Source organism: Pseudomonas sp. 10C3 (genome assembly GCF_036346185.1).
Taxonomy (GTDB): domain Bacteria; phylum Pseudomonadota; class Gammaproteobacteria; order Pseudomonadales; family Pseudomonadaceae; genus Aquipseudomonas.
In genome coordinates this window covers 32,147-57,266 of record NZ_JASJVE010000032.1, presented here as the reverse complement: position 1 = coordinate 57,266, position 25,120 = coordinate 32,147, and the positions used below count along the sequence as shown (strand labels likewise).

At 56.3% G+C, this 25,120-nt stretch carries 17 protein-coding genes and 1 pseudogene; 5 read left to right on the top strand and 13 right to left on the bottom strand.

Annotation, left to right across the window (positions count from 1 at the left end; genetic code table 11):
• The 3 genes from QN399_RS23360 to QN399_RS23350 all read left to right on the top strand — a co-directional run.
• On the top strand, positions 1-486 hold a 486-nt coding region (locus QN399_RS23360; protein WP_330201761.1), incomplete at its 5' end, for a sterol desaturase family protein.
• The gene (locus QN399_RS23355) at positions 483-1,079 is read left to right on the top strand and encodes an NAD(P)H-dependent oxidoreductase (RefSeq protein WP_322179613.1); all 597 of its coding nucleotides are present in this window, start codon (positions 483-485) and stop codon (positions 1,077-1,079) included. The genes QN399_RS23360 and QN399_RS23355, both read left to right, overlap by 4 nt.
• A gap of 755 nt (positions 1,080-1,834) precedes the next feature.
• Positions 1,835-5,338 (top strand): AAA domain-containing protein, encoded by a 3,504-nt coding sequence (locus tag QN399_RS23350; RefSeq protein ID WP_330201760.1) that lies wholly within the window; start codon positions 1,835-1,837, stop codon positions 5,336-5,338.
• On the opposite strand, the pseudogene QN399_RS23345 reads toward QN399_RS23350, so the two are convergent.
• The 3 genes and pseudogenes from QN399_RS23345 to QN399_RS23335 all read right to left on the bottom strand — a co-directional run.
• Positions 5,339-5,753 (bottom strand): annotated as a pseudogene (locus QN399_RS23345) (transposase); the annotation flags it as partial. It lies immediately after the preceding gene.
• A 175-nt stretch (positions 5,754-5,928) separates the two neighbouring features.
• Positions 5,929-6,801 carry an oxygenase MpaB family protein gene (locus QN399_RS23340; protein ID WP_330201759.1) on the bottom strand — a complete coding sequence of 291 codons (873 nt, stop codon included), beginning with the start codon at positions 6,799-6,801 and terminating at the stop codon, positions 5,929-5,931.
• A gap of 76 nt (positions 6,802-6,877) precedes the next feature.
• The gene (locus tag QN399_RS23335; RefSeq protein WP_330201758.1) at positions 6,878-7,300 is read right to left on the bottom strand and encodes an ester cyclase; all 423 of its coding nucleotides are present in this window, start codon (positions 7,298-7,300) and stop codon (positions 6,878-6,880) included.
• 132 nt (positions 7,301-7,432) lie between these two features.
• Between QN399_RS23335 and QN399_RS23330 the strand changes: the two genes are divergently transcribed.
• Positions 7,433-8,326 carry a LysR family transcriptional regulator gene (locus QN399_RS23330; protein ID WP_322215785.1) on the top strand — a complete coding sequence of 298 codons (894 nt, stop codon included), beginning with the start codon at positions 7,433-7,435 and terminating at the stop codon, positions 8,324-8,326.
• Between the two features lie 308 nt (positions 8,327-8,634).
• Here the strand turns inward: QN399_RS23330 and QN399_RS23325 are convergent, their stop codons facing one another.
• The 5 genes from QN399_RS23325 to QN399_RS23305 all read right to left on the bottom strand — a co-directional run bounded on the left by QN399_RS23325 (position 8,635) and on the right by QN399_RS23305 (position 16,375).
• Complete coding sequence (locus tag QN399_RS23325) at positions 8,635-10,008, bottom strand: IS1182 family transposase (RefSeq protein ID WP_330201757.1); 1,374 nt, start codon at positions 10,006-10,008, stop codon at positions 8,635-8,637.
• Between the two features lie 250 nt (positions 10,009-10,258).
• Positions 10,259-11,665 carry an ATP-binding protein gene (locus QN399_RS23320; RefSeq protein ID WP_323566059.1) on the bottom strand — a complete coding sequence of 469 codons (1,407 nt, stop codon included), beginning with the start codon at positions 11,663-11,665 and terminating at the stop codon, positions 10,259-10,261.
• Positions 11,662-13,470, bottom strand: coding sequence for a DAHL domain-containing protein (locus tag QN399_RS23315; RefSeq protein ID WP_322179608.1), 1,809 nt, complete (start codon positions 13,468-13,470; stop codon positions 11,662-11,664). Before QN399_RS23315 ends, QN399_RS23320 begins: the two co-directional genes overlap by 4 nt.
• The gene (locus QN399_RS23310; RefSeq protein WP_322179607.1) at positions 13,467-14,426 is read right to left on the bottom strand and encodes a cytochrome c peroxidase; all 960 of its coding nucleotides are present in this window, start codon (positions 14,424-14,426) and stop codon (positions 13,467-13,469) included. The genes QN399_RS23315 and QN399_RS23310 overlap by 4 nt, the downstream gene beginning before the upstream one ends.
• A 74-nt stretch (positions 14,427-14,500) precedes the next feature.
• Positions 14,501-16,375 carry an EAL domain-containing protein gene (locus QN399_RS23305; protein WP_322179606.1) on the bottom strand — a complete coding sequence of 625 codons (1,875 nt, stop codon included), beginning with the start codon at positions 16,373-16,375 and terminating at the stop codon, positions 14,501-14,503.
• Positions 16,376-16,638: 263 nt separating this feature from the next.
• On the opposite strand from QN399_RS23305, the gene QN399_RS23300 reads away from it, so the two are divergent.
• A complete protein-coding gene (locus QN399_RS23300; RefSeq protein WP_322179605.1) occupies positions 16,639-18,015 on the top strand; it encodes an HD domain-containing phosphohydrolase in 1,377 nt (458 codons plus the stop codon).
• Positions 18,016-18,071: 56 nt separating this feature from the next.
• Here QN399_RS23300 and QN399_RS23295 read toward each other — a convergent pair whose 3' ends face one another.
• The 5 genes from QN399_RS23295 to QN399_RS23275 are packed head-to-tail and all read right to left on the bottom strand — an operon-like array spanning position 18,072 to position 25,117.
• Positions 18,072-19,256: a type III PLP-dependent enzyme gene (locus tag QN399_RS23295; RefSeq protein WP_322215812.1), complete on the bottom strand. Its 1,185-nt coding sequence runs from the start codon at positions 19,254-19,256 to the stop codon at positions 18,072-18,074.
• Positions 19,253-21,016 (bottom strand): IucA/IucC family protein, encoded by a 1,764-nt coding sequence (locus tag QN399_RS23290; protein WP_322179603.1) that lies wholly within the window; start codon positions 21,014-21,016, stop codon positions 19,253-19,255. Before QN399_RS23290 ends, QN399_RS23295 begins: the two co-directional genes overlap by 4 nt.
• Complete coding sequence (locus QN399_RS23285) at positions 21,013-22,158, bottom strand: MFS transporter (protein WP_322215816.1); 1,146 nt, start codon at positions 22,156-22,158, stop codon at positions 21,013-21,015. Before QN399_RS23285 ends, QN399_RS23290 begins: the two co-directional genes overlap by 4 nt.
• Positions 22,143-23,921 carry an IucA/IucC family protein gene (locus QN399_RS23280; protein ID WP_322179601.1) on the bottom strand — a complete coding sequence of 593 codons (1,779 nt, stop codon included), beginning with the start codon at positions 23,919-23,921 and terminating at the stop codon, positions 22,143-22,145. The genes QN399_RS23285 and QN399_RS23280 overlap by 16 nt, the downstream gene beginning before the upstream one ends.
• Complete coding sequence (locus QN399_RS23275) at positions 23,918-25,117, bottom strand: siderophore biosynthesis protein PvsA (protein WP_323566106.1); 1,200 nt, start codon at positions 25,115-25,117, stop codon at positions 23,918-23,920. The genes QN399_RS23280 and QN399_RS23275 overlap by 4 nt, the downstream gene beginning before the upstream one ends.
• Between the last annotated feature and the right edge of the window lie 3 nt (positions 25,118-25,120).

Genomic DNA, 25,120 nt, shown 5'->3' with positions numbered 1-25,120 from the left:
CTTGGAACTGCTCGCCAGAGATGCCAAGGTAAACGTAAACCCCATCTAACGGTACGTGGGGTTTATGGGTCGCTTACAATTTATCTTGGTCTCGCACCGGTTTATTACGTTTATTTGATCTTGAAAATGACCGTGATTTTTGCGGCGCACAGCAGTGTCGCCTGGGACGATAAACTTTACCGCATTCCTGCTTTGCGGCCTCTTGTCTGGATAATGGAGCGCACCTTCTCTACGCCATCCACTCATTCTGCACATCACGGTTTGACGGCTGAGGATGGCGTCACGCATTACAAAGGTAATTTTGGCAATATGTTGTTTCTTTGGGATGTACTGTTCGGGACGGCAAAGATTACGCGCCGTCGTCCACCGGCTTATGGTATCGAGCACTTGTCGCCGATCAGTTGGAAAGAGGAATTATTCTGGCCAGTTGTTCGATCCCGCTGCGTGGCACCGACTGTGACTGCTGAGCAGAAGGTGGCACGATGAGTAGTCATATCGTTCTGCTGTCTGGATCGAATAGATCAGACAGTCAATCGGTCAAGGTCGCCAACTATCTGCGCGACCGATTAGAAAGACTCGAACTTTGCGAGTCAATAAACTTAATAGACTTAGCATCAAGCCGGCTACCACCCTGGCCGGAGAAAGACACTGATAACGTCTGGAGCAAACAGCAGTCAATTCTTAAAAAAGCAACAGCGCTGGTCGTCATCAGTCCGGAGTGGAACGGCATGGCTTGCCCAGCCTTAAAAAATTTCTTCCTTTACGCCGGTCTCGCCGAATTGGGACATAAGCCAGCGCTATTGGTGGGGGTTTCGGCCGGATTAGGGGGCGCCTATCCTATCGCTGAGTTACGTGGGTCCAGTTATAAAAATTGCCGGATCACCTACCTCCCGGAACAACTGATCGTCAGGCAAGTTGAAAGTATGCTGAACAATGGAGAACCTCAAGACGAAAATGACATTCGCCTTCGGGCGCGTGCCGATTGGGCTTTGCATATGCTGTGTTGCTACGATAAAACGTTGCAAACAGTGCGTAACGATATCGATATGTATCAGCCGGACTTCTCCAATGGTATGTAATTCATAAAAACCTCCACCCCAATACAATGCGCAGTCAATCAATTATATGGGGCGTAGCACTCAAACTATGCCCCTGAGGAGACACTGAATAATTCACCTGCTCGCACTTTTTGCCGGCGTTCAGATCACATACCCCCTCTTTGCGAAACAAAGAGGGGGGCGCTGGGTGGTCGCTTAAGGCGTAAACACTAACCCGCTCGATTGACCTGCATGGGTTGATTGATTAATCACTGATAGTCATATGCTGAATGGGTAGCTGGCTTCCAAGAAAATTCATTATCTCGCTAATGCGTTTTTCTCGATCTTTATTAAGTATGTCCCCGTCTTTTTGCTTGACGACTCTGTTGGTTGCGACACTTGCGATCTGCACTGACTCGAAAGCTTCCACGTTGACCATCGGCATGATTCCCCGAGGCCTTGGAATGCCCCAGCGCATTGCAACCTGAACAACCTGGATTCCACATACGCGAAAACCCAGGGCTTGGTAAATCGGAACCGTAGAGCTTGAAACCGAAGCTCCGCAGCCCCCAAGCAGCCTTCCAAGCTGTCTATGAAACCAGGGGCTATTCAGTAAGTTTTCGATTCTCGGGGAGATTGTTTATCAATACAACCCACTGACACCGATGCTAGAGCCTTGGAGTATCCCGTTCCGCAGCATGTCCTGATTGGCCATTCCCCACCCAACACGCTACCCTCGGCCCAATCACCATCCATCGACCGTCACAGTGAGTCACGGTCCGCATTGAATCAGGACGATGAACGACTATTCCTTCAAACTCGCGAACTACTGGCGCAATTCCTTGGCCGATGCCGAAAATGGCAACGGCGCCTTGTCCTCCAGCCAAGCCGAAAAACTCACCGCTTTACCCATTGAGGCCTTATTCGCAGGGTGTGTGCCGGCAGAGCAGGTGAGCCTGTTATTCGCCAACGAACCCGCCGAATTACCCTGCGTAGAAATCACCCTGCGGCCCTTGGTTTACAAGTCACGCCTGGAACACCGCAAAGCCCGCAACGGTCTGCCAGCGTTCATCACCCCGGTTATATGTCGAGTGTTAGTCGCCCACGATGGTCGTCTTTATCCGACATCGCAAACCCTGATGCCCCGCGACATTCTCGAACCGCTGGACCGCGACAATTTCGCCATCGGTGCCCAAGTCGATTTGGACGCGTTTTTGTCCGCCGAAGACGTGCCGCAGTTCGATTCATCCGCCGAGGGTGAAGAACTGACCGCAGACCAGCACCGCGACAAGTGGAATGCCTATCTGCAGTTCTGCATGAAAATGTTCCGCAAGGTCACCAGCGGCTGGGAGGGGGCAGAGGATGGCTTCGACCTGGTCAACTTCTGCTATTTGTTCAAGGAAGACAAAGCTGACGGCTTCAGCCGCAATATCGTCTGCCTCTACGACCACTTGCGCGACAGCAAGCCCGACGCACCCCTGTTCGACCGCTTCGCTCAGCGCGATTCTAGCCCTGACGAAGTTTGCTTGCCCGCCAATAGCCAGTTTGCCGCGCGACTTGGCCATGCCGGGAACGAATATGCCTTGGCGCCCGCCCAACGTGATGGCTTGGCTCATCTCCTCGTCGCTGATGCGGGGGATGTGCTGGCCGTCAACGGGCCGCCGGGTACTGGTAAAACCACCTTGCTGCTTTCGGTCGTCGCCTCGCTCTGGGCCAAGGCCGCAGTGGCCGGTGGCGAGCCGCCAGTGATCGTGGCCAGTTCCACCAACAACCAAGCCGTGACCAACATCATCAAAGCGTTCGGCAAGGACTTCTCAGAAGGGAGCGGCCCCTTTGCGGGGCGCTGGCTGCCCGATATCAAAAGCTTCGGCGCTTACTTTCCCAAGTCTTCGGCCGAAGCAGAAATGGCCCGCACCTACCAGACCAAAAGCTTTTTCACCGAGCTTGAGTCGCAGGCCTATCTGGACAAGGCGCAACAGGCCTACCTGGCCCGAGCCGTCATCGCCTTCCCCGATGATCTGAGCCCGAGCGTCCAAGGTGCGGTCAAGCAGCTCCAGGCCGCGATCCGCTCGCGACAGCAGCAACTCACTGATATTGAGCAGGCCTGGGCCAAACTGGTCGGCGCCCGCGAAGCCATCCAGGCACTGCTGAGCGATGATCCACAGGCAGGCATCGCGCGTATTGACGCGCAGCACCTCAATCAGGCCGAACAGCTTGCGAACGCGAAAGCACGTCTGAAGGATTTCAAACACTATCTGGCCCACGAGCCGCTGATCTACACGCTGTTCGGCTGGTTTGGCCCGGTCGCTGGCAAACGTCTGCGCTTGGCGAAATTACACCTCGATGAGGCCAACACCGAACTGCAAAACGCCGCCAGTGTTTGCGAAATCGAAACCCGGTTGACGGCCGCCGTGGCTCAAGCCAGCAAGGCCCAGGAAGTACTCGAAGCCCAACTGCAGCAGGCCCGACAATTGCTGGAAGCCGAGCAACGTCAGGTATTGAATTGGCAAGCAGTGATTGCCGTTCTGCCGATTCCTACCGACAGGCCTGCTGCCCAGGTGACTCTCAACGACTGCGACAGCTGGGCGGACACTTCCCTGCGTTTCGAAATCTTCCTGCTGACTACCCATTATTGGGAAGGCCGTTGGCTGATGGACGTCGCCGAAAGCCTGCCAGAAATTCTCATGAGCCGCGGCAAAAATGGTCGCAAGACCCTTGAGAAAAACTGGCGGCGGTGGATGAAGCTCACGCCCTGTGTGGTGGCCACCTTCTTCAGGCTGCCCAAGGAACTGCGCTGCAGGCGGCACGACGGTAACGGCTTCGTCGATGACTATGCGTTGAACTTCATTGATCTTCTGATCGTCGACGAAGCCGGCCAAGTTCTTCCTGAAGTCGCCGCGCCGTCGTTCGCGCTCGCCAAGCACGCGTTGGTGATAGGCGACACTCAGCAGATCGAACCCATCTGGTCGATTCCGGCTGCGGTCGATATCGGCAACCTGATAAGCGCCGGTCTGCTATCGCGCGACAAGGTCGATGACGACTATGCCGCCTTCTGCGATAGCGGCCGTAGCGCGGCCAATGGCAGCGTCATGGCCATCGCCCAGGCGACCAGTCGGTATCACTACGATCATGACCTCGCCCGAGGCATGTATCTGTATGAGCACCGTCGCTGCTACGACTCGATAATCGATTACTGCAATGCCCTTTGCTACAGGGGCAAGCTGCAACCGCGACGAGGGCGAAAACCGGAAGGTGGCTTGCCGGGGCTGGGCTACCTGCATATTGATGGAATGTGCCAGCAGAGCAATGGCGGTAGCCGTCATAACCTCTTGGAAGCGCAGACGATCGCTGCGTGGATTCAAGCAAATGGAGCCGAGCTGACAAAGCGCTACAAGAAGGATCTGTGGGAAATCCTCGGTGTGATCACGCCGTTCGGCGCACAGACGCAGGCGATCGTTCAGGCCTGCACAGCACGGGGCATCAAGACCGGTAAAGGCGATGGCGAGATGACTGTCGGCACGGTTCACTCATTCCAAGGCGCCGAGCGGCCGGTGGTGATCTTCTCGGCGGTCTATTCCAAACATGCCGATGGCGAATTTATCGACCGCAAGGACAGCATGCTGAACGTTGCCGTTTCTCGGGCCAAGGACAGTTTTCTGGTGTTTGGCGACATGGACCTGTTCAGCCAAGTGCCGAAAAGCAAGCCGCGTGGGCGTTTGACCCAGTTTCTGTTGGCGGATTCGGCGAACGAGCTGATTTTCGATTATCAACCCCGGGATGATTTACAAACGGCGCATACCGGATTGAGCCACCTGCATGAAGTTGAAGAGCATGATCGGTTTCTGATGCACACGCTGGAAACGGCTCGCCAGCAGGTTCAGATCGTAACGCCCTGGGTGAAATTGCGATGGATGCAGGAAAGCGGCGCGATGGACATCATGGGCAATACGGTGCAGCGCGGCGTCCAAGTGGTGGTGTATACCGACCTGCGATTCAACACGGGTATCAAACGTGCCAAGCCTGAGGGCGATCCCGAGAGAATTGCGGAATTCAAAGACGCGATTGCCGCGCTGAAAACGCGGGATGTTCAGGTGTGCGTGGTCAACAAGGTGCACAGCAAGATCGTTATGGCCGATGAGGAATTGCTGTGTATCGGCTCGTTCAATTGGCTGAGTGCGCAGCGCTATGGCGACTATGTGCACCATGAAACTTCCATGGTCTATCGCGGCCCTGATGTAAGCGACGAACTTGCAATCAACCGCACTAGCTTGGCGCAACGGGTGACGTCCAGCGGACTGTAAAAGCTGTACAGCCTTGGACTCAGAGGGTGTCGGGTCTTGCCGGTCGGCAGCATCGAGTGTCGTCAGGTAACGGTTGATGCTCGATTCAACTTCTTCCATTCTCGCTTCAATTTGGCGCTGGTGAAATTGCGGTCGCGATTGTTGACTGCCGTTGGGCTTCTCGTTCCAGCCGCTGGATCGACTGAATGCGGTTGAGATAACCGTAGATGTAGATCTTCAGCAGAATTGCAGGATGATAAGCAGGTCGGCCAGTGTCTGCCGGTATGTCGCCTTTAAATCCAAACCTGCCCAGGTCGAGTTCGTTGACAAAAACGTCGACTACGCGCACCGGATTGGTCTCGGTGACGTAATCGTCGAGACACTCCGGCAGCAGCGTCACCTGCGTCCGAGTCTCGCCCTCAATGAATCGCTTCATGATCGACCCCGATCAGATCTCGACGATCAAAAGGTTAGACAATCACTGGCGTTTTCACACAGCCTGGGCCGATTGCTGCCCGCCGCGACCAGCGGTAAACGACCCATCGCTGCCGGTGGGGAGTGGCAAAAACCGGCGAGGAGCGGTCCTTCAAAAATAACCTGGCAGGTTTGAGCTATTCAGTCAGGTCCATCCGCCTCTGAGCGCGGCTCAATGAACAATTACGTACCGCCCAACGCAGCACAGGCAAACTGCGTTTGATGCTTGCACGAACCAATTTGCTTTTTAGCGGGTTAGGGGAGATATCGAACATCTCACTGGCCCAGTGAGGTAAAAGGTCGATTCCCGCTTGCATCATCAACGTGCCGAACGGTCTCGCCAGCCGACTAGGTGACGGGGCGGCAAGTAATAGATTCAGAACTTCACGACTTCGACCGTCGCAGAGCAACTGCGGGCGCATCTGCTCAAGGTAGTCTGAAATTTCCCGCCTAGAGCGCGGTACCTTTTCGGCGCCCAACCGCTCAGCGATAGATGCCGTTTCATCGTAGTACCGGTCTTGATCATCCAACGACAAATGTGGATTTTTATATCGCAGGTGTGCTGAAAGAAAACTGCTCACCTCACCGACATGAACCCAGGTCAGCAAAACTGGATCGCTAGCGGCGTAAGGCCTCCCATCAACAGCAGTGCCAGTGATTTGCAAATGAATGGAACGTACTTTTTCGATCAGCCACTCGGCATCCTGTCGTGAGCCAAAGGTGGTTCCAGAAATAAACAATCCGGTTCGCCGCAATCGACCAATCATATCTTCACGAAAAGTTGAGTGATCCCAAATACCTGCCAACGCAAGCGGGTGCAATGCTTGCAACATAAGGGCACTAATGCCACCGATCAGCATGCTGCTGTAGTCCCCATGCACCTGCCAGCAGATCGAATTCGGCCCGAAAAGACCTGGATCACCCTTGGGGTTTTCCAGATCGATTTTGCCAAGAGACAGACCGGTCAAACTCATAACTTGAGTTTCGATATGACGACGAATAAATTCCATGAAAACTCAACTTGGAGAATACAAGTAATTAACATATCGTCTGGCTTTTTAATAAAAACCAGACAATACAATCTACTTAAGCGTACTCAATGATGCCGAGTTGCTTCGCCATGAATAATTCATTTCGCTCAACAATTTCCTCGACAATCATTCCATTTGCATTGAATCGAAAATAGGTTAATGCCGTCCATGCAAGGTCTTTTCCTGTGACATCAAATCCATGCCAAGTATTAGACCCCTTTGTCTGATGCGTCAACGCCACCACTACAATATCGCCAGTCACAACTTCTTTTTGGAAAGTTGTATGTAAAGACTCATATCTATCAGTCACATTCAGTTTCAACGCTTCTTTGAAAAGCTTCACGCCCACGATAGGGGCAACGCAGTCAGGCCGATGAACAACGACATCATCCGCAAAAAACTCAGTGACACGATCCACATCTTTTCCATCAACGCAGAATTTAAAATAGTTTTTTACTACTTCCAGATTATTACTCAATTTAAATTCCTATCGAATTTCCTTCAGCTCGGAAAATCTTTGCTGCAAGGGATAGAAGTAGATTAACGGTAGCAATTAAATTGAAAAAGCCTATAACTGGAAATGACATTTTCGCTCAATGGAACAATGCTGATGGATCGCTGGACCGAATATGAACTGTTTGTAAAGGTCACAGAGCTGGGTAGCTTGAACAAGGCGGCCGAGGCGCTGGGCCTGTCCAATGCTGCTGCAAGCCGCCACCTGGCGGCGCTCGAGGACCGTCTCGGGGCGAGGTTGATAGAGCGCAGTACCCGTCGATTATTTGTGACTGAGGTTGGAAAGGACTTCTACAACAACTCCAAAGCTGCACTGCTAGCCATGCAAGGCGCCACCGACGCCGTCTCCGCGACCAAAAGCCACCCAGTGGGTGTATTGCGCGTTACCGCCTCTTTATCGCTGTGCCTACAGCATATATTGCCGCTGCTGCCGAAGTTCAATCAGCAGTACCCTGATGTTCGCTTAGACATCGTTGCTGAAAACCGTTATTACGACATCATTGACGACAATATCGATGTAGCGCTTCGGACACGTGAAAGTGAACCTGACACCAGCCTGGTGATTAGGCGCTTGACTGAGACGCGGCGCACGCTAGCCGCGTCGCCTGACTATTTGCAACGTCACGGCTGTCCCGAACACCCTAAGGCATTAGTTGACCATCAACTTTTACTTTACACCTACGCCACCGACCCTTACGAAATGGTTTTCCAGCGAGAGAAGGAATCCATCACGATCTCGACAAAAGCATCACTTGAGTCCAACGATGGTCAGCTCTTGCGGGCAGTAGCACTGCAAGGGTTAGGCATTCTTGCTCAGCCCTCGTATGTGATACACGACGATATTGTTGCGGGTCGATTGATTCCAATTTTAACCGACTGGAACCTGCCCAAATTAGCCATCAATCTCGTTTATACGTCCCGACTGCATTTGCCTGCGAAAACGCGAGCGTTCATTGACTTCATTGTCAAAGAGTTTCAGCATTTAGACTAATGCATAGGCTCTATGCCCCGCCGTACCGGATGAAGACGGGGCAAATACTTATCTGTTTCCGTACAGTTTTGATCGGTGTCACACCACCTTGCGCACTGAATTCATGTTTGACATCTGCTTAACTCCTCGCCGAATGACTGCTATGGGTCGATTCTGTTGAAAAAGTCGGAATTTCAGGCGGGAAGAAGTCGAGGTTGGCCGTCACTTCAGGACCTATTCACCACGTTGAGTGGCTTTTCGGTTCTGCGTTGATCGTTGCAGCTTCGTAAGTGGGTTAATTTGAGGTTTTTTACTTACTCCGGGCGCACCTATCCCGTGGTTGGCGGCCCTTGAGAGGTCAGTTTGGCCAGTCTCCGCAGATTCTGTACCGCTGCTGCCAATGTAAATTCATCGTTCGCACCGCTCATGCCGCGTAGCCGCAATCGATCCAGTCTCAGGATTCGCTTGAGGTGAGCGAACAACATTTCGACTTTCTTGCGCTCATGGCGAGAACAAACGTATTGAGGCGTCGCGGCGATCCGCCGAGCAACATCACGCGCGGCTTCATGGATGCTACGGGCGATTTTCCGAACCGGAGTGTTCGGGCAGCAGCGCTCTTTCATCGAGCATTTCGCGCAGTCGGTTTGTCGTGATCGAAAGATGATGGTGTCGGCTTTCGTGACATGTGAGCGCTGGTTCTTGAAGGCTCGCCACTCGCTACGCAGTGCGTGTCCGGTGGGGCAGCGATACTCCTGTGTTTCTTCATTCCATTGAAAATCGCTACTTGAAAGGCTGCCGTTCTTGCGCTCGGTTTTATCCCAAACCGGCACATGTGGCTCGATATCTTTTTCGTCCACCATCCAGGCCAACATCGGTGCGATTCCATAAGCGGTATCGCCAATGAGGCGATCCGGCTTGATATCGAACTGTTCCTCGACCCGCTCAATCATGATCTTGGTGCTTTCGACCTCGGCTGTTCGATGAGCCGGTGTTGGCTCCACATCCATGATCACACCATGCTCGACATCAATCAGGTAGTTCGTCGAGTACGCGAAGAACGCCGGGCCTCCTGGAGCTGCTGTCCAGCGAGATAGTGGATCGGTCAGCGATAGGCGCTTGGGTAGTGTTTCTGCAAGCGCCTCTTCATCGAGCGCTTCAAGATACTCACGTACGGCACGAGTGCTGAGCAACGGGTCACTCCAGTTGACCTCTTCATCGCCTGGTACGCCACGCTGCCGACTGGCATCCGCCTTGATGACGCTGGCGTCCACGGCAAAGCCTTCACCCTTGACCAGACCTGCGTCCATGCAGCGACGCAGCACCTCGTTGAACAGCCAGCGAAACAGAGAGCTGTCGCGGAAACGGCCGTGCCTATTCTTGGAAAACGTAGAGTGATTTGGGACTTCGTCTTCGAGGCTCAAGCGGCAAAACCAGCGATATGCCAGGTTCAAATGAGCCTCTTCGCACAACCTGCGCTCGGAGCGAATACCGTAGCAGTAGCCCACGATCAGCAGGCGAATCATCAGTTCAGGATCAATCGAGGGACGCCCTATCGGGCTGTAAAAGTCGGCGAGGTAGTGGCGTAGATCGCTCAGATCGAGGCATCGATCAATATTGCGCAGGAGGTGATTTGATGGGATGTGATCTTCAATGTTGAACGAGTAAAACAGCCGCCCCTGTCCACTCGACAATTGTCCCATCATGCTGCGAATCCTCCCGCTGGCCGATGACCTTATTTTGCCGCAGGCCAGGCAGGAGATCTACTTTTTCAACAGAATCGGCCAAAAGCAGTCACTGAACAGCCTGTCAGCGAGTCCATAGCCCGCTACCCATGGACTGCTAACACTCGGCAATTTCGGCGGTTCGTCAGTTCATCCTGACGCGCTACAAAGGACAGATCGCCCCTGGGTTCTAGGCGCTAACGCCCGCTGGCTTGCCTGCAAGAGTCGTGTGTCAGGTGTTCGAGTGTTGCTGTCTGATCGGCAACGTAACTCGAAACGTAGTCCCCACGCCAAGCTCGCTGCTGACCGTAATGTCGCCACCGTGCTTTTTCACAATGCCGTAGGAGAGGGACAGGCCCAACCCTGTCCCTTGACCGACGGGTTTGGTGGTGAAGAAGGGGTCGAAAATTTTCTGCACGGTGTCGGGAGCCATTCCTGATCCAGTGTCGGCTATTTCGAGCCATACGTGCTCTGCTTCCATCCCGCTGCGCAGGGTGATTTTCCCGCGCTGAGGGCCCATGGCCTGGGCAGCGTTGACCACCAGGTTCATGATCACCTGGTTGATCTGCGAGGGTAGGCATTCAATGTCGGGAAGGTCGGCGTATTCCTTGATGACGTCGGCCTTGTATTTGAGTTCGTTGGCGACAATGTTCAGGGTCGATTCGATGCCCTGCTGCAGGTTGGCCCATTGCCATTCCTGATTCGAGTCGACGCGGGAGAAGTCTTTGAGGTCTTTGACGATTTTTCCGACGCGGCTGATGCCTTCCTTGGACTCCTTGATCAGCAGCGGGATATCTTCCCTCAGGAAGTCCAGTTCCACGCGCTCGCGCATGGTTTTCAAGTGCTCAAGAATCTCGGTCGAGGCGATGCCCTCTTCTGAGCGCTGGTAGGCGTCGAGCATGTCCTGCAATTTGCTGAAGTAACCTTCAAGGGTGCCTAGGTTGGATGAGATAAAGCCGATGGGGTTGTTGATTTCGTGAGCAACCCCTGCGGCCAGTTGCCCCAGGGACGCGAGTTTTTCGGATTGCACCAACTGGCTTTCCAGCTGTTCGCGTTCGTCGATTTCACGTTGCAGGGCTTCGCTGGCCTGTTTGAACTGGTGGGTCCGTTGCTCGACCAATTGCTCGAGCTTGCTCATCTGCACCGATGCGCGCTCGGTCATTTCCCATTTGGCGGTCAGGGTGTTGGCCAGTTGATGGACTTCGATGTTGTCGAAAGGTTTTTTCAGAATCAACAACCGGTCATGGCCATGCAGCCGTTCCAGTAACTCTTCCCAGGAGTAGTCGGCGTAAGCCGTGCAGACCACTACCTGCAGGCGCGGGTCTTGCTCCCATAGGTGCTCGATGGTCTCTACGCCGTCCCAACCCTGGGGCATACGCATGTCGACGAACGCCAAGGCATAAGGGCGATTGTCCTTGAGTGACTGGCACACCTTAGCCAGACCCTCCTGGCCCTGGTAGGCCGAGTCGAGTTCGAACAATGGAATCTCGATCTTGGCCGTTTGTCCGAACAGCGCTGCCTCCATCAGGTACAGGTCGGAGTTGTCGTCGACGGGAGGCAGGAGGATTTTGCGAAAGTCGTCATGAATGGCAGGGGTGTCGTCAATCAGCAGAATACGGCGGTTCGATAGACTGTTCATTGCTTATCCGTCGCGATTGTCAGGGGCATTTCAAGGGTGAACACTGCACCTTTACCAGGGCCGTCACTGTAGGCACTCAAGTGCCCATTCATCTCGATTGCGGCCAGCGCGCAACTGTGTAGGCCAAAGCCGTGACCCTCTTTGCGGGTGGTAAAGCCGTGGGCAAAGATTCGCGTCATGTTCTCTGGTGCGATGCCCTCACCTTCGTCTTTGACACTGATCTGCAAGATGGAATTATCGATGAATTTTACGCCCAGGGTCATTTTTCGAGCGCGGTCGTCCATGTTGGACATCGCGTATTTCGCGTTGCTGATCAGGTTGATCAGAATCAGCAGCAGCCGATGTTTATCGGCCATCACTGCAGGTACATCGATGAAGTCCTTGACCACCGTGACGTGGTGGCGGGTCAATGCGCCGGAGTTCATGCGCAGAGCATCTTCAAGCAAGTCGCTGATGTTCAGGGATTCAATCAGGTTGGACGCCCCAGCGTAGGACTGCTGGGTAGAGACGATATCCTTGATGTGATCAACACTTTTGGTCAGCTGCGCCAGCTCGTCGGTCATGCTTTCCTGCTCGGCGCCCAGCGCTTTGACCAGTTGGTTCAGGTAACCCGGTAACAGTTTTCCTTTCTCGTCGAGGGTGATGAAATCGCCCAGATCCTGCTCGTGCTCATTCATCATTTGCACTGCTTTACCGAGGCCGATTGACTTGCTGGAGCGCAGTTTTCGAGTAAGCAGATCGGCAGAGATGTTCACGCTGTTCAACACATTGCCGACGTTGTGCAGCACATTGGTCGCAATTTCCGCCATCCCGGCCAGGCGCGCGGTATCGAGCAATTCGCTCTGGGTGTCCTTCAGTTCATGGGTACGCTCTTCCACGCGTTGCTCAAGGCCTTCGTTGGCGGCATGCAGTGCTTTGTTGACACTGTTGATTTCGGCAAAGCTGCGCAGCAATCGGATGGCCAGATATAACAGCAGGAAGACCATCAATGCCGAGAAAATCAGCAGATACAGGTGGTACTGCTGACCAATTTTGACGGCCTGCTCCTGGTTGTTATTGAGAATGTTATTGATGTCCTCCAGTCGAGCGGCCACGGGAACGACGCCGATATGCTCCAGCAGATCGTTGACCACGGGTTGCTCGTGCAGAATCAGCTCCACATGTTTGAGCAGGATTTCCAGCGGAAGATGGAGTGGTTGCGGCAAACGACCTTTGTCCACACCCAACCGGTTCAGGCCGACCTGGATCTCGGCCGCTTTGTCGTCAGAGGTGATTTGAGAGAACTCCAGGCTGCCAAGTAGCAGGTCATAGATGTCCATTGAGGCGGCTTGCAGCACTGGGTCGCTTCTGTTGAGCGTGCCGAACTGCTTCTGGATATCGTCTTCGGCGATGGGCAGAAAGGCCAGTGAGTTACGCAATACGGCGTTATGCGATTTGAATTTTTCAACCAGCCGTGTTTTTTCGTCGACGGCAGCCAGATAGGCAGTACGACTGTCTTGCCAGAGGGCATCGGCATGTAGCACATGCCCGGACTGTATCGTATCGAACTGCCTCCAGAGGGTGTTGATTTTGGTCAGCGGCTCCACCAGCAAGTCGTAGTTTTGGCTGACGGAAACTCTTGCTTTGAGGATCTCTGTTTCCCAACGTGCATCCTGCTGTTTGATCTGACCAATCAGATCCCGTGACGCGATGTAGTTAGAGGTGTTATCGGCACTGGACCTGATATAGAGGAACACCAGAATAGATGCGAGTGCCAGCGTCATCGCGCCCAACAGCAGTGAGCTGAATCGATGAGACAGTTTCATAGGGGTTTGCCTCTGAGTTCACCGGTCAATGTCTTGAGAAACTCAATGATCAGAAGTTTGTCCTGTGCCGAAGGCGTGCGGCCCAGTTGATACGTGAACATCACGCTGACGGCCTCATCCAGCGTCTTGGCCGACCCATCATGAAAGTACGGGGCAGTGAGCGCTACGTTACGAAGGCTAGGAACTTTGAAGACGTTACGGTCGGCCTCATCCCTGGTTACCAGATAACGTCCCAGATCGCTCTCGGCCGGGTTGCCCCGCGCCTTGAAATAGTCGCTCATCACACCGAATTTCTGGTACATGTTGCCACCGATGTTGACGCCTTGATGGCAGGCGATACAGCCATATTGCTTGAAGCGCTGATACCCGTATTTTTCGTTAAGCGTCAGGATGTCGGTATTGCCCTTGAGGTAGAGGTCGAAGCGCGAGTCGGGCGTCAGCAGGGTGCGTTCATAGCTTGCTAACGCATTCTGCGCATTGGCTGCCGTGACCCCGTCCGGGTACGACCTGGTGAAGGCCGCGCGATAGTCAGGGTCTCTGGAGAGCGTGTCGATCAAGGCTTTCCAGGTGTTGCCCATCTCGACAGGACTTTGGACCACCTCCTCGATCTGTGCCTCCAGTGAGTCGGCCCGACCATTCCAGAACTGCTTGAAGTTAAGGCTCGCATTGAGCACGGTGGGTGTGTTGATGCCTAGCAGCGCGCCGTTAAAACCAGTGGAGAAAGGCTTGTCGTCGGCCCCACCTTTTTCCAGGTGATGACAACTGGCGCAGGACACGCTGTTATTGACTGACAGGCGTGCATCGTTGAATAACTGACGGCCTAGTTCGACCTGTACGGAATTGTTTATCACCACGTCAGGTAATGGCTTCAGCGGCTCGTCCAGTGGTGTAGCAGCTGCCAATTGGCATAGACCAAGCAGCAACGCGAAAGCAGTGGGCCATCCATGTAACTGCATCAATGATCCCCGGCTGCCGATAAATTTAATGGTGTCCCGGCCTGAAATACGCCAGCGGTCTCGTCCTGTCCGATTTATTCCAGTCGTGCCGCTTCCAATTGCTCACCACTCAATATTTTGGCGAATGCACGTGGCTCTACCGCTCGGCTGAAGAAATAGCCCTGGCCTTCTTCGCAGTGGTTGGTTTTCAGGAAATCAAGCTGATCCTGGGTTTCGATACCTTCGGCAATGATGTTCAGCTTGAGGCTTCTCCCCAGGCTGATAATGGCGCTGACCAACGCCGCGTCGTTGCTGTCGGTGCTCAGGTCGCGGACAAACGACTGATCGATTTTTAATACGTCGATGGGGAAACGACGCAGGTAACTCAAGCTGGAGTAGCCAGTTCCGAAGTCATCGATGGCCAAGCGGATGCCCATGTGCTTGATCGCTTGCAGGATCTGGATCGTCGACTCGGCATTTTGCATGAGCACGCTTTCGGTGATTTCCAGTTCCAGCAGCTCAGGGTTCATTCCGGTTTCTTCAAGTACGGTTCGAATCCCCTCGAGAAAACCCCTCTGGCGAAACTCAGTGGCAGAAATGTTCACCGACATACGAATCGGCGGTAATCCGGCCGCTTGCCACGCGCAGGTCTGGCGGCAGGCCTCGCGCAATACCCATTTGCTCAGCGGGACGATCAGGCCGCTGTCTTCGGCGACCGGGATGAACTCAGATGGGAAAAGCCAACCTTGCCCCGGTTTGAGCCAGCGGATCAGAGCCTCGGCGCCGACTACTTTTCCAGTTTTCAGGTTCAATTTTGGTTGGTAATGCAGGACAAACTCGTTGCGCTCCAACGCCAGTCGAATGCCTGACTCGATAGAGTGTTGCTCGCGGGCACGCTGGTTCATGGTGTTGGAAAAAAAGCAGAAGTTGTCCGGACCGCTGTCCTTGATGTTGCGCATGGCGGTTTCGGCTTTTTTGATCAGGGTGACGGCATCTTCACCGTCACCGGGGAAGATGCTGATGCCCAGGCTCGCGGTCACACTCAGGTCATGCCCGGCGACATAGCGAGGAACCTTGATGGTGGCCAACAACTTCTCCGCAATGCTTTTGGTTTGTTGGGGGTGATGGACATCGGACAGCACCAGGACAAATTCATCCGAGCCATAGCGAAACACCGAGTCGGACTCGCGTACGGTGTGGGCGAGGCATTGAGCGACAAGTTTAAGCACTTCATCGCCGATGGGATGCCCCAGCGCGTTATTGATCCGCTCAAAACGATCCAGGCCGATGAACATCACTGCCAATTGCGTATCATGGCGGCGGGACAGGGCAATCGCTTGAGTCAACCGATCACCCAGCAGCGTACTGTTGGGCAGCTCCGTCAACACATCGTACTGGAGCAGATGGGATACTTTCAGCAATTCCTGAACGCGCTCGGCGATGGTTTCCTCCAGGTTGCGCATTTTTGCCGCGGCATCCTGTGTCATTTGCCATTTGACCGTCAGCGCACTGGCCATCTGGCGGATTTCCAGGCTGTCGAACGGCTTTTTCAGAATCAGCAGTTGGTCGCTGAACGCAAGGCGCTCGGTCATCGCCTCCCACGAGTAATCGGAGTAGGCAGTGCACAGTGCGATTTGCAATTGCGGGTCGGCTTTCCACAGGTGCTCAATAGTCTCCAGACCATCCCAGCCGGGTGGCATGCGCATGTCGATGAAGGCCAGTGCGTAGGGCCGACCTTCTGCCAGTGCTTGCTTGACCCGTTCAAGGGCTTCTTGCCCCTGATAGGCGGAATCAAGCTCGAAATTTTTCCGAGTGACCTGTACTGTGCCGAAGAGCTCTTCCTCCGCTGCATCAAGGGACTCTTCGCTGTCCGGCTTCGGGCAGAGAATTTTACGAAAGTCCTGATGAATCGATGGCGTGTCATCAATGATAAGCACGCGGCGATTGGCGTGAGTGGTCGGGGTGCTCATTCAACGCTACCCGGCAGGTCTGCGATCAGATGAAAAATAAGCATACGGATTTCCCTTCCTGAAGGCGCGACAACGGTTACGTATACATTGGATCCCATTTTTCGGAGCATAGCCCTCGACGAGGCACTTCGCTGGGAAACCGTAGCTAATGTGCCATCAGTTTGTTAAAAATGCCTCAGCCCTTAGCCAAAAAAGCGAGGGAGCGAGGTTTTTATCATGAAAAACCCGAAAATGCCCTCAAATGAGTGATGTCAGGTAACGCTATGGATGAGCAATCCGCTTCTGTTTCGGCTTATAAACCCTGCGTGCTGCTGGTGGATGATGAAGAGTTCATTCTTAACAGTTTGCGCCGTCTGCTGCGCAGCCAGCCGTATGATTTGTTCTTTGCCGAAAGCGGTGAAAAAGCACTTGAGTTGATGGCCCACCAGCGTATCGATCTGGTGATGACCGATGCCCGCATGCCAAATATGGATGGCGCTACCTTGTTGGCGGAGATTCACCAGCGCTATCCAGGTACCACACGGATCCTGTTGACGGGATATGCCGACCTGGACACCATCGTCAAAGCGATCAATGAAGGAAAGATTCATCGCTACATCAGCAAACCCTGGAACGACGAGGAGTTGCAGCTGACCTTGCGGCAGGCCTTGGAACATCAGCATTCCGAGCGCGAGCGGCAACGCCTGGAGCGTCTGGCCCATGAGCAGAACGAGGCGTTGCAGGCGCTTAATGCCACCTTGGAAAAGCGGGTTGTCGCACGCATGTCCGAGCTGCAACAGACGGCGGACATGCTCGACCTGGCCTATGACGAGTTGAAGCACAGTTACGCGACCAGTACCGAGGTGTTCTCCCTGCTGGTCAATCAACGGTTGCCTAAAAGCAAGCAGACCAACCGGCAAATCATCGATTTGATTCGCACCTACTGCAAATCCCACCCCATGGACGAGGCGAGTAGCCGCGATCTGGCCATGGCGGCAGCGCTCTACAACATCGGCAAGTTGAGCTGGAGCGACAGCATGATGAGCGCGCCTGCCGACCTGTTGCACCATACGGATCGTGAGCGTTATCGCGGTTATCCGAAACAGAGCGAGTCGCTGTTGATGACGTTGGAGCCGATGCAGGACGCGGCCCAGTTGATTCTTCACCACCAAGAGCGTTGGGATGGCACGGGATTCCCCGACCACCTCAAAGGCGAGGCTATCCCGTTTGGTTCGCGCTTGCTGAAGCTGGCCGTGGACTTTATCGAGTTGCAGCGCGGGTTGATCCTCGAACGGCAAATGAACAGTGATGAAGCCCTGGTGTTTATCCGTAAGTACGCCGGCCGTCTTTATGACCCAGCGCTGGTGGAAGACTTCGTTCAGGTCTGTGCCGCCTACCTGAGCGATGTCACTCTGAACGATCCAACGGTCAAGGTGGTTGGCACCCGTGAACTGTTGAGGGGGATGGTGCTTGCACGCAACCTCAATGCCGACAATGGCATGCTCCTGCTCAATGCTGGCAAGGTAATCAGCATCGCGTTGGTCGACAAGTTGATCGCCTTTGAAGCCATGGAAGGCGCGAAGTACAGCATTTTCGTCAAAGTGCCGGACGAGCTGGCCGCCAACCGCCTCGTGAATGAGCCTGTGCCAGCCACTACGTGATGCGCAGGGGTGGCATGGCTGTGTGGTCAGGTTGCCCTGTTTATGTCGTCAGTTTTTTATGTCGTTAGAAACAGCATCTGCGGTGGTTCATGCATCAGAAAGTCCCGGTGCGAAATGTTCCAGGCATAGGCGCCTGCCAGGGTGAACACCAGCAGGTCATCAATCGCGAGGGCGGTGACTGTTTGCTGGCTTGCCAGCACATCTTTTGGCGTACACAGCTGGCCGACCAGGGTAACCTGCTGATTCTGCAACTGCGCGGGTTGCTGGCCCCGTATCACGACAAAAGGATGGTCATGCCCCTGGGCCGCCGGTGTCCGGAAGTGGTGGGTGCCACCCCGGCCAATGGCGAAGTACTGACCATGGCTGCGTTTGATGTCCAGGACTTGCATCACGTAGTAGCCGCAGGCCGCGCTGATAAAACGGCCGATCTCGAAGCGAATGCGCGTATCGCCCATGCCTTCTTCCGCGATCAATGCCTTGAGCCCTTGGCAGAATGTCGTCCAGTCGAACGAGTTCTGCGGGTCCTGGTAATTAATGCCCATGCCGCCTCCGACGTTGAGCAGGGGCAGCTGCAGACCGTGTTCGGCGCAGAGCTGGCTGAAGGTGCGACAGTAGCTGCGGATCAGTCTCAGGTGAGCGCCCACATCAAGCTGATGAGACAGCACATGAAAATGCAGGCCCTGCAGTTCCAGCCAGGGCTCATCACGCAACAGCTTCAGCGCTTCGTCCAATGCGTCTTCGTCCAGGCCGAAGGGGGTCGGTTTACCGCCCATCACCAGACGGCTATCGGGTGCTTCAGCCAGTTTCAGGTTCAGGCGCAGCAGGACCGGCGTCCGTTGGCGCCGTCTGGCAGCGATGCGCGCCAGGCTGCGTAACTCTGTCAGGCTCTCGACGTGAAAGGCCGAAATCCGGTAGTCCATGGCGATTTCCAGCTCACTGTCGAGTTTGCCGGGGCCGCCGAAAATCAGCAAATGCCCTGGGCATTGCTCATACAGCCAGCGCAACTCACCACCGGACGCGGCCTCGAAGCCGTCTACCAGCGGCGCCAGGGTTCGCAGGATCGGTGCTTCCGGGTTGGCCTTGGCGGCATAGAACAGCTCGCAGTTGGCGGGCAGCGTTTCACGCATGTTCCGAACGTGCTGCTCCAGCGCGACCAGATCATAGACGTAAGCACAGAGCGGTGTTTGCTGTTGCTCGCGCAATTGGCCGATGGCCTGGGTGACGCGTGTCGGCAAACTCATGAACGGGCCCTCGCGCGAGCAGTGAACAGCGGGCTGGGGAGGGCGGTGTAGCCTGCTTCGCGGTCGGCACGCATCATCAGCCGGGTCATGAAGTTTTCCTTGCTGGGCAGCGGTGCCCCTGCACATAACTCGCGCAGCTGCACGGGGTCATCCAGCACCGCTCGTTGTGCCTGCAACAGCGTGCCGATATGCATCCACAGTTGGTTTTCCAGCCCTGAATCGGCGTTGGCCAAATGGAAGATCGCTTCGCCCAGGTTGTTCACCAGCGCGCAGTAGGCGACGCGCTGCCAGGCCTTATCCTCGTTGTAGTACAGCGAGGCGCGGGTGCGCTCGTTGAGTTCGCTGAGTCGTTCCGGTGCCCAATGGCTGGCCACCAGCTTGGTGCCCTCCAGGTCGCGAATCCAGACCCGACAAGGCAAGCCGTCGGCGTCGAAACCCAGCAGGGTGTTCTGCAAGTGTGGCTCCAGCACCACGCCCTGACGGAACAGGCAATGCATTACCCCGCCGAGCAGTTGACGGGCATAGCCGTCGAGCCAGCGCAGGGTCGCCTCGGCCACGTCGATACGAAGACGCTCGGCACATTGCTGCACCAGGCTTTGACAAACGCTACGACCTTGCAGATCCCAGGTGAATAGCGCCATGGCCACTTGCGGTTGGTAGCGCTCGCGGGTGGCCTCATCCAGGTTCTGGCGGTAGAGGATGCCGAAGCATTCGGTGACTTCGCGGGCCTGCTCCTGGGTGCCAAGACTGCTCAGGTCCAGGGTGCTGGCGGCCGGTTCCGGCATCAGCAGAAAATCCGGAAGTGCGTGGGCCAGCTCGGCCATCACCGGTGCGAGCAAGCGGGTCAGGGCGACCGCGCTGTCCAGTTCGTACCAGGCGTTCTTGCGCACGCAATTGGTCAGCCGCACATGCATCGAAAATTTCAGGAAATAGGCAAGCTCGGGGTGATAGAGGGTGCGTACCGACGAGGTCGGGTACAGCGCCAGGCCTTGAGGGCCGAGGTACTCCAGCAGGCCACGCTGTTGTGCGCGACGGACCAGCGGGTCGGCCAGAATCCGCTCGACTTCCCACGGGTGGCAAGGGTACAGATCGTTTCGACCACACAGCTGATACAGGGTCTCTCGGGGATCGTCACCTTGATGCTGGATCAACGCCGGATCAACACGAAACCAGTGCAGCTCGAAGCACGCGCCGACTTCCGGCGAGCAGGCCAACAGGGCATTTTGCGAGATGCCTTCGCGGCTCTTGGGAGTTGGATGCAGGGCGTGCCCCCAAATCTGATGCTGTTCTGAAGCCAGCAGGCTGTCAGTCGGTTGATCGCGATCGGCGCGGGTATGCCGGAGAAAGGTCCGGGTGATCTGCAGGCTGTTATCGACCTGCTGCAACATCTCGCCCACACGGTCCGGCTGGCTCAGCGGCACGCACAGCAGACGCGCCAGTTCGGTCGCGTTCAACGGGTGCCAGCTGTGCCCATTGCCCTTGAAATAGGGGGCGCTGACAAAGCGGCAACGACCGAGCACACTCGCGCGGTCGACTCGCACCACCAGTCGCCCGCTGGGCAGCCGGATGCTGATGCACTGGCCATTGAGTTGACGCAGGCTCATGGGCAGATCCTGAGCACGATAGTCCAGGCTCGCCTCGTCGCGTGGCAGGGCGTATTCACGCAGATAACAATTGAGCAGGCATTCAATGGCGTGCCGTTGGGCTTCACCATCGAGAGCGCGTTCATGCAGGGAAGCGGTGGTCAGAGCAAGGGTCATGCTGGTATCTCCCGCGAGGTCATGAGTAGGGGGCGTGCCAAGGCCATCGCAGCAACGGCGGCCAGACAGGCAACGAGAAAAGGTGAGGTGATGCCGCAGGTCTGACTGACCAGCCCGGCGGTCACACCGGCAGCTGTGCCGGCCCATTTACCGCTGGCATCGAACCAGCCAAACATGCGCCCGGCACTGCCTTGGCGGCTGCGTTGGCTCAGGCAGCGATGCAAGCCGACAAAGCCCAGCAACATTCCTGCACCGCTGAGCAGGCGCAGGGCAAATAAAGGCTCGGCCTGGCTGCTCCAGAACTGCAGGGCATTGCTCACGGCCAGCAGCCCGAGGCCGGGCAGCAGCAAGTTGCTGGCATGCCGTTGGACCCAAGGCAGGGCGATGAGGTAAACCAGATGCGGCAGGCTGTAGAGGAGGCCGATCAGCGCGTCGTTGCCAATGCCCAGTGCTTCGCCGTAAGGGACGAAATAAGGGAAGGTGACGACCATGGCGAAGCTGAACAGGAATTGCACCAGCAGCAGACGTGGCATGTCCGTCGGCAGTTGGCTAAGTGGGCCGGCGGCTGTGGTCGCATTCGCCTGATGACGGGGTGTATCGGCGGGCAACGGCAGGATCATCACGAACGCCAGTAACGGTAACCAGGCCAGGTAGCGATACAGCTCCAGTCCCAACCCTTGCGCCGTCATAAGACCGAGCAGAATGGGGCCGCTGATCATGGCCAGGCGTGCCGAGTATTGAGTCCAGTTCAGGGCCCGAGACAGGTCGCCGTCCTTGAACTGGGTCGCCAGGTAGGCATTGGATGCGGCCATCGCCCCGCCAAAGGTGCCTTGAATGATCAAGGCCAGCACGAACATCGGCAGGTTGGTACTGAACCCGGCCAGGAGAAAGCCCGCAAACAGTCCGGCATGGGCACGCAGCAAGGACAGGCGACAGCCCCGTCTATCCGCCCAGCGACCCCAGAGTGGCGCCGTCAGAGCGGTACACAGGGTCGGCAGGACAAACAACACACCGATGCTCCAGCCCGGCGCATCCGGCGCCAGGTCGGCGAGGATGCGTGGCAGGTACAACGGAATGCCGAGGGCGGTGAAGGCCGATAGATAGTGGCCAAGCAATACACTGGCGATCAGTCTGCGTTGCACGGGTGCGCCTCCCGCAGGAAGTTTGCCGCGCTGTAGCCATAGAACTTGTTGATGTCCTGGGCGCCTGAGTATGCTTTGCTGAACAAGCTGCCGGCACTGAGCAGGTATTTCACCGGTAGTTTCGGGCTGTCCAGCAAAACGCGCTTGGCTTCAGTGCAGTCCAGGCCTTCGCCCTCTAGTTGCCCGATGCAATCGATCAGGCGCTGGCGCAAGGTGGCGTAGAGTGGCCCGCGGGGTGCCAGGTCGGCGGCAATGATCGCTTCCAGCACCGCGACGATGTTCAGTTGCAAGGTGATGGTGCAGAACATCTCGGCCAGTGGCTGGGCATCGTTGACGCGGATGCGCTCGTCCCGCAAGTCTGCAGGACGCTGCGCAAGGTCGGGGCAGGCTGCGGCGAAGCGCTCGGGCCAGAGGCGTGCGGCGTCGTTGTCTTTCATCAGCAAACGCAGTGGGCGATCAGCCTCGAAGATCAGCACGGCGTTCTGCTGATTGGCTTCCAGCGCGATGCCATAACCCAGCCACAAGCGCAGGTGCACGTGCAGCAGCAGGTCCAGATAATCTTCGAGCCAGCGTTGCAGTGAGCCCTGGTAGAAGCGCTCGACCAGTTGCTCGACGAACAGTCGACCATCGGGCAACGGGCTGGCGAGGCCGGCGACCGGCACCAGTGTGGCGACGCCCAGTTCGCCGGGGTAGTGACGCGCAATATAGGCCAGGTGGCGGCTTTCATCGGCATGCCCGCCATGTTCCTCATCAACGTGCAGATAGCGCATGCCCAGCTGAGGATCGCGTTTAGCCAGTGCTTGCAGCGTGGTCTGAAACCAATGGCCGTCATACAGCGTGCTGGGTTTGATCAGGCGCAGGTTGCGGGCGCCCAGGGTGGTCACTAGCAACGGTAGTTTGATGTGCCAGTGCGGTCGCTCGACGCACATTACGGTACGCACCGACAGGGTCGGCTCAACGTCCATAGCGCTGTGCGGTGCCTTGATCGTGCCTTCGGGTAACCCGTATTTTTCCAGCTCTAGCCACGTCAGCGGATGCACCGGTAGCAGGGTATGGCTGGTTTCGAGGCTCTGTTTCAGACCCAGCTCGACAAAGCTCGGCCAATGTTTGGGCGGCGAACTGCTCAACGTCAGGGCCGCATTTGGCAGCGCCAGCCAATTGAGTTTGAAGCGCGGGGCGAACTCCGGGGCGTAGCGTTTGAGGGCTGTGCTGTCGAAGCCACTTTTGGCGCGGGCGGTAGGGTAATACGGATGGTCCAGGTAGCTGGCGAGTCGGTCGATACCGATCAGGCGTTGGTCCCAGGCGGGCTTGTCGAGGATGTCGCTCAGTTCGGTCGCGTGTTCTTGATAGGCTGCATGACACAGCGCGCGATGGTGCACGGCGCAGTCGGCTTCTTTGCGGTACGCGGCAAACAGCTCAAGGCTGGCGTCGTCCAGGCCGTTGCTCAACTGTTCGAGCCAGCGTGCGTAACCGTGCTCGATGCGGACGTGCCCGTCTTGCTGGCAGAGCCAGGCATGGCTGGACGTGCTCCAGGTCTGCAACGGGCCGCCTGGGTGAACCGGCAGCCAGAGTTCATCGGCGTCCAGGTGGGCGATGCGCAGCCAGTAAGGACTGACGGTTGCGGTCCAGTGTTCGTGCAGTTCGGTGGGCAGGTGCTGGACGATGCCTTGGCTGAGCAGCCCGCGAATATCTTCGCGCAGGCAGCAATCGATAATGCGTTGGCTGATGGCTGCGTGATCAGCATCCTGCGCCACAACGCTCATGCCATCACCCAGCGCAGATCGGCCAATGTGGCGGCGAAACGTGCGTCCAGACTGGCAGTATCCGGGGCGATCAGGCGCAGTACGCCCAGATAATCCTTATTCGAGTGACTCACGTGAATGTCGTCGCCAATCTCGCGCAGCGCACGGTAGTCGCTCCAGTGATTGTCCTGCTCGTAACGAAAACTGCTGGAAGCCTGCTGCAAGCGGCCAGGTGTGTCGGCGACCAGATAATGCACCAGCGCTTGCGCCAGGCCGGGCTGGGCATCTACCAGTGGTTCGCCAAGGTGCACGCCGAGGATGCGGTCGAACCAGCCTTGGGGCAGCAGGCGGTCGAGAAGGAACTCGCGGCCATCGCCGATACTGCGGTAGTTGATTTCCACCAGCACCGGTCCTTCGGCAGTGAGGATGAATTCGCTGTGGCACACGCCGAAGTTGATGCCAAAAGCAGCGACCTGAGCCAGCGCTCCCGCCCGATGGTTAACGCTCAATGAGCCGTTCCAGCGCGCAGCGAGTTCGACGAAGTGCGGGGGTGGCGACAGGCTGACATCAAAGCCGCCGATGGCTTGCAACCGCTGACCGTCGCCGAGAGTCTCGAGGGTAAACAGTGGGCCTTCCATGTAGGCCTCCAGCAACAACGCACGACCGGGTTGTTGCTGCCAGAACCGGGCGCAGTAATCGCTCAGCTCGTCGGCGTTGTGGCACAAGCGCACATCAAGGCTGGCCACGCCTTGGGTGGGTTTCACCACTAGCGGAAATACTGCATCGTCGGGCACCGCGCTGCCAGCGGTCAGCACATGAAACCAGGGGCCGGGCAAGCCCAGATCCTGCATGCGTTCACGCATGACCGCCTTGTTTTTTGCCCAGTGACACATCAGCCAGACCTTGCCGGGCACGTTGAAGGTTTTCGCCACTAACGCAGTGGCGGTTTGCAGGTGATCGCTGTTGGAAAACACTGCTGCAGGGCGCAGGCCATGAGCGTTGATCAGTTCAATCACCGCAAGGGGATTGAACACGTCGCACTCGAGGATCAGTAAGTCCTGCGCGGGAAAGTCGGACGTGGCGAGCAGGCGCCGATGCTCCTGGGCATGGTCGCTGATCAGCACCACTGACAGTCCGCGCTTGCGGGCGGCGGGCAGAAAACCTTCGGTAACGGCGGCGTGGGTGACGTGGCTGAGGATGACGAGAGGACGGTGCATGAC

Coding starts and splice junctions, on each gene's coding strand:
- QN399_RS23340 (WP_330201759.1), bottom strand. CDS start 6,801: ATGGAATTTATTCGTCGTCATATCGAAACTCAAGTTATGAGTTTGACC.
- QN399_RS23310 (WP_322179607.1), bottom strand. CDS start 14,426: ATGCAGTTACATGGATGGCCCACTGCTTTCGCGTTGCTGCTTGGTCTA.
- QN399_RS23350 (WP_330201760.1), top strand. CDS start 1,835: ATGAACGACTATTCCTTCAAACTCGCGAACTACTGGCGCAATTCCTTG.
- QN399_RS23280 (WP_322179601.1), bottom strand. CDS start 23,921: ATGAGCGTTGTGGCGCAGGATGCTGATCACGCAGCCATCAGCCAACGC.
- QN399_RS23315 (WP_322179608.1), bottom strand. CDS start 13,470: ATGAAACTGTCTCATCGATTCAGCTCACTGCTGTTGGGCGCGATGACG.
- QN399_RS23355 (WP_322179613.1), top strand. CDS start 483: ATGAGTAGTCATATCGTTCTGCTGTCTGGATCGAATAGATCAGACAGT.
- QN399_RS23330 (WP_322215785.1), top strand. CDS start 7,433: ATGGATCGCTGGACCGAATATGAACTGTTTGTAAAGGTCACAGAGCTG.
- QN399_RS23305 (WP_322179606.1), bottom strand. CDS start 16,375: ATGAGCACCCCGACCACTCACGCCAATCGCCGCGTGCTTATCATTGAT.
- QN399_RS23290 (WP_322179603.1), bottom strand. CDS start 21,016: ATGACCCTTGCTCTGACCACCGCTTCCCTGCATGAACGCGCTCTCGAT.
- QN399_RS23275 (WP_323566106.1), bottom strand. CDS start 25,117: ATGCACCGTCCTCTCGTCATCCTCAGCCACGTCACCCACGCCGCCGTT.
- QN399_RS23295 (WP_322215812.1), bottom strand. CDS start 19,256: ATGAGTTTGCCGACACGCGTCACCCAGGCCATCGGCCAATTGCGCGAG.
- QN399_RS23300 (WP_322179605.1), top strand. CDS start 16,639: ATGGATGAGCAATCCGCTTCTGTTTCGGCTTATAAACCCTGCGTGCTG.
- QN399_RS23320 (WP_323566059.1), bottom strand. CDS start 11,665: ATGAACAGTCTATCGAACCGCCGTATTCTGCTGATTGACGACACCCCT.
- QN399_RS23325 (WP_330201757.1), bottom strand. CDS start 10,008: ATGATGGGACAATTGTCGAGTGGACAGGGGCGGCTGTTTTACTCGTTC.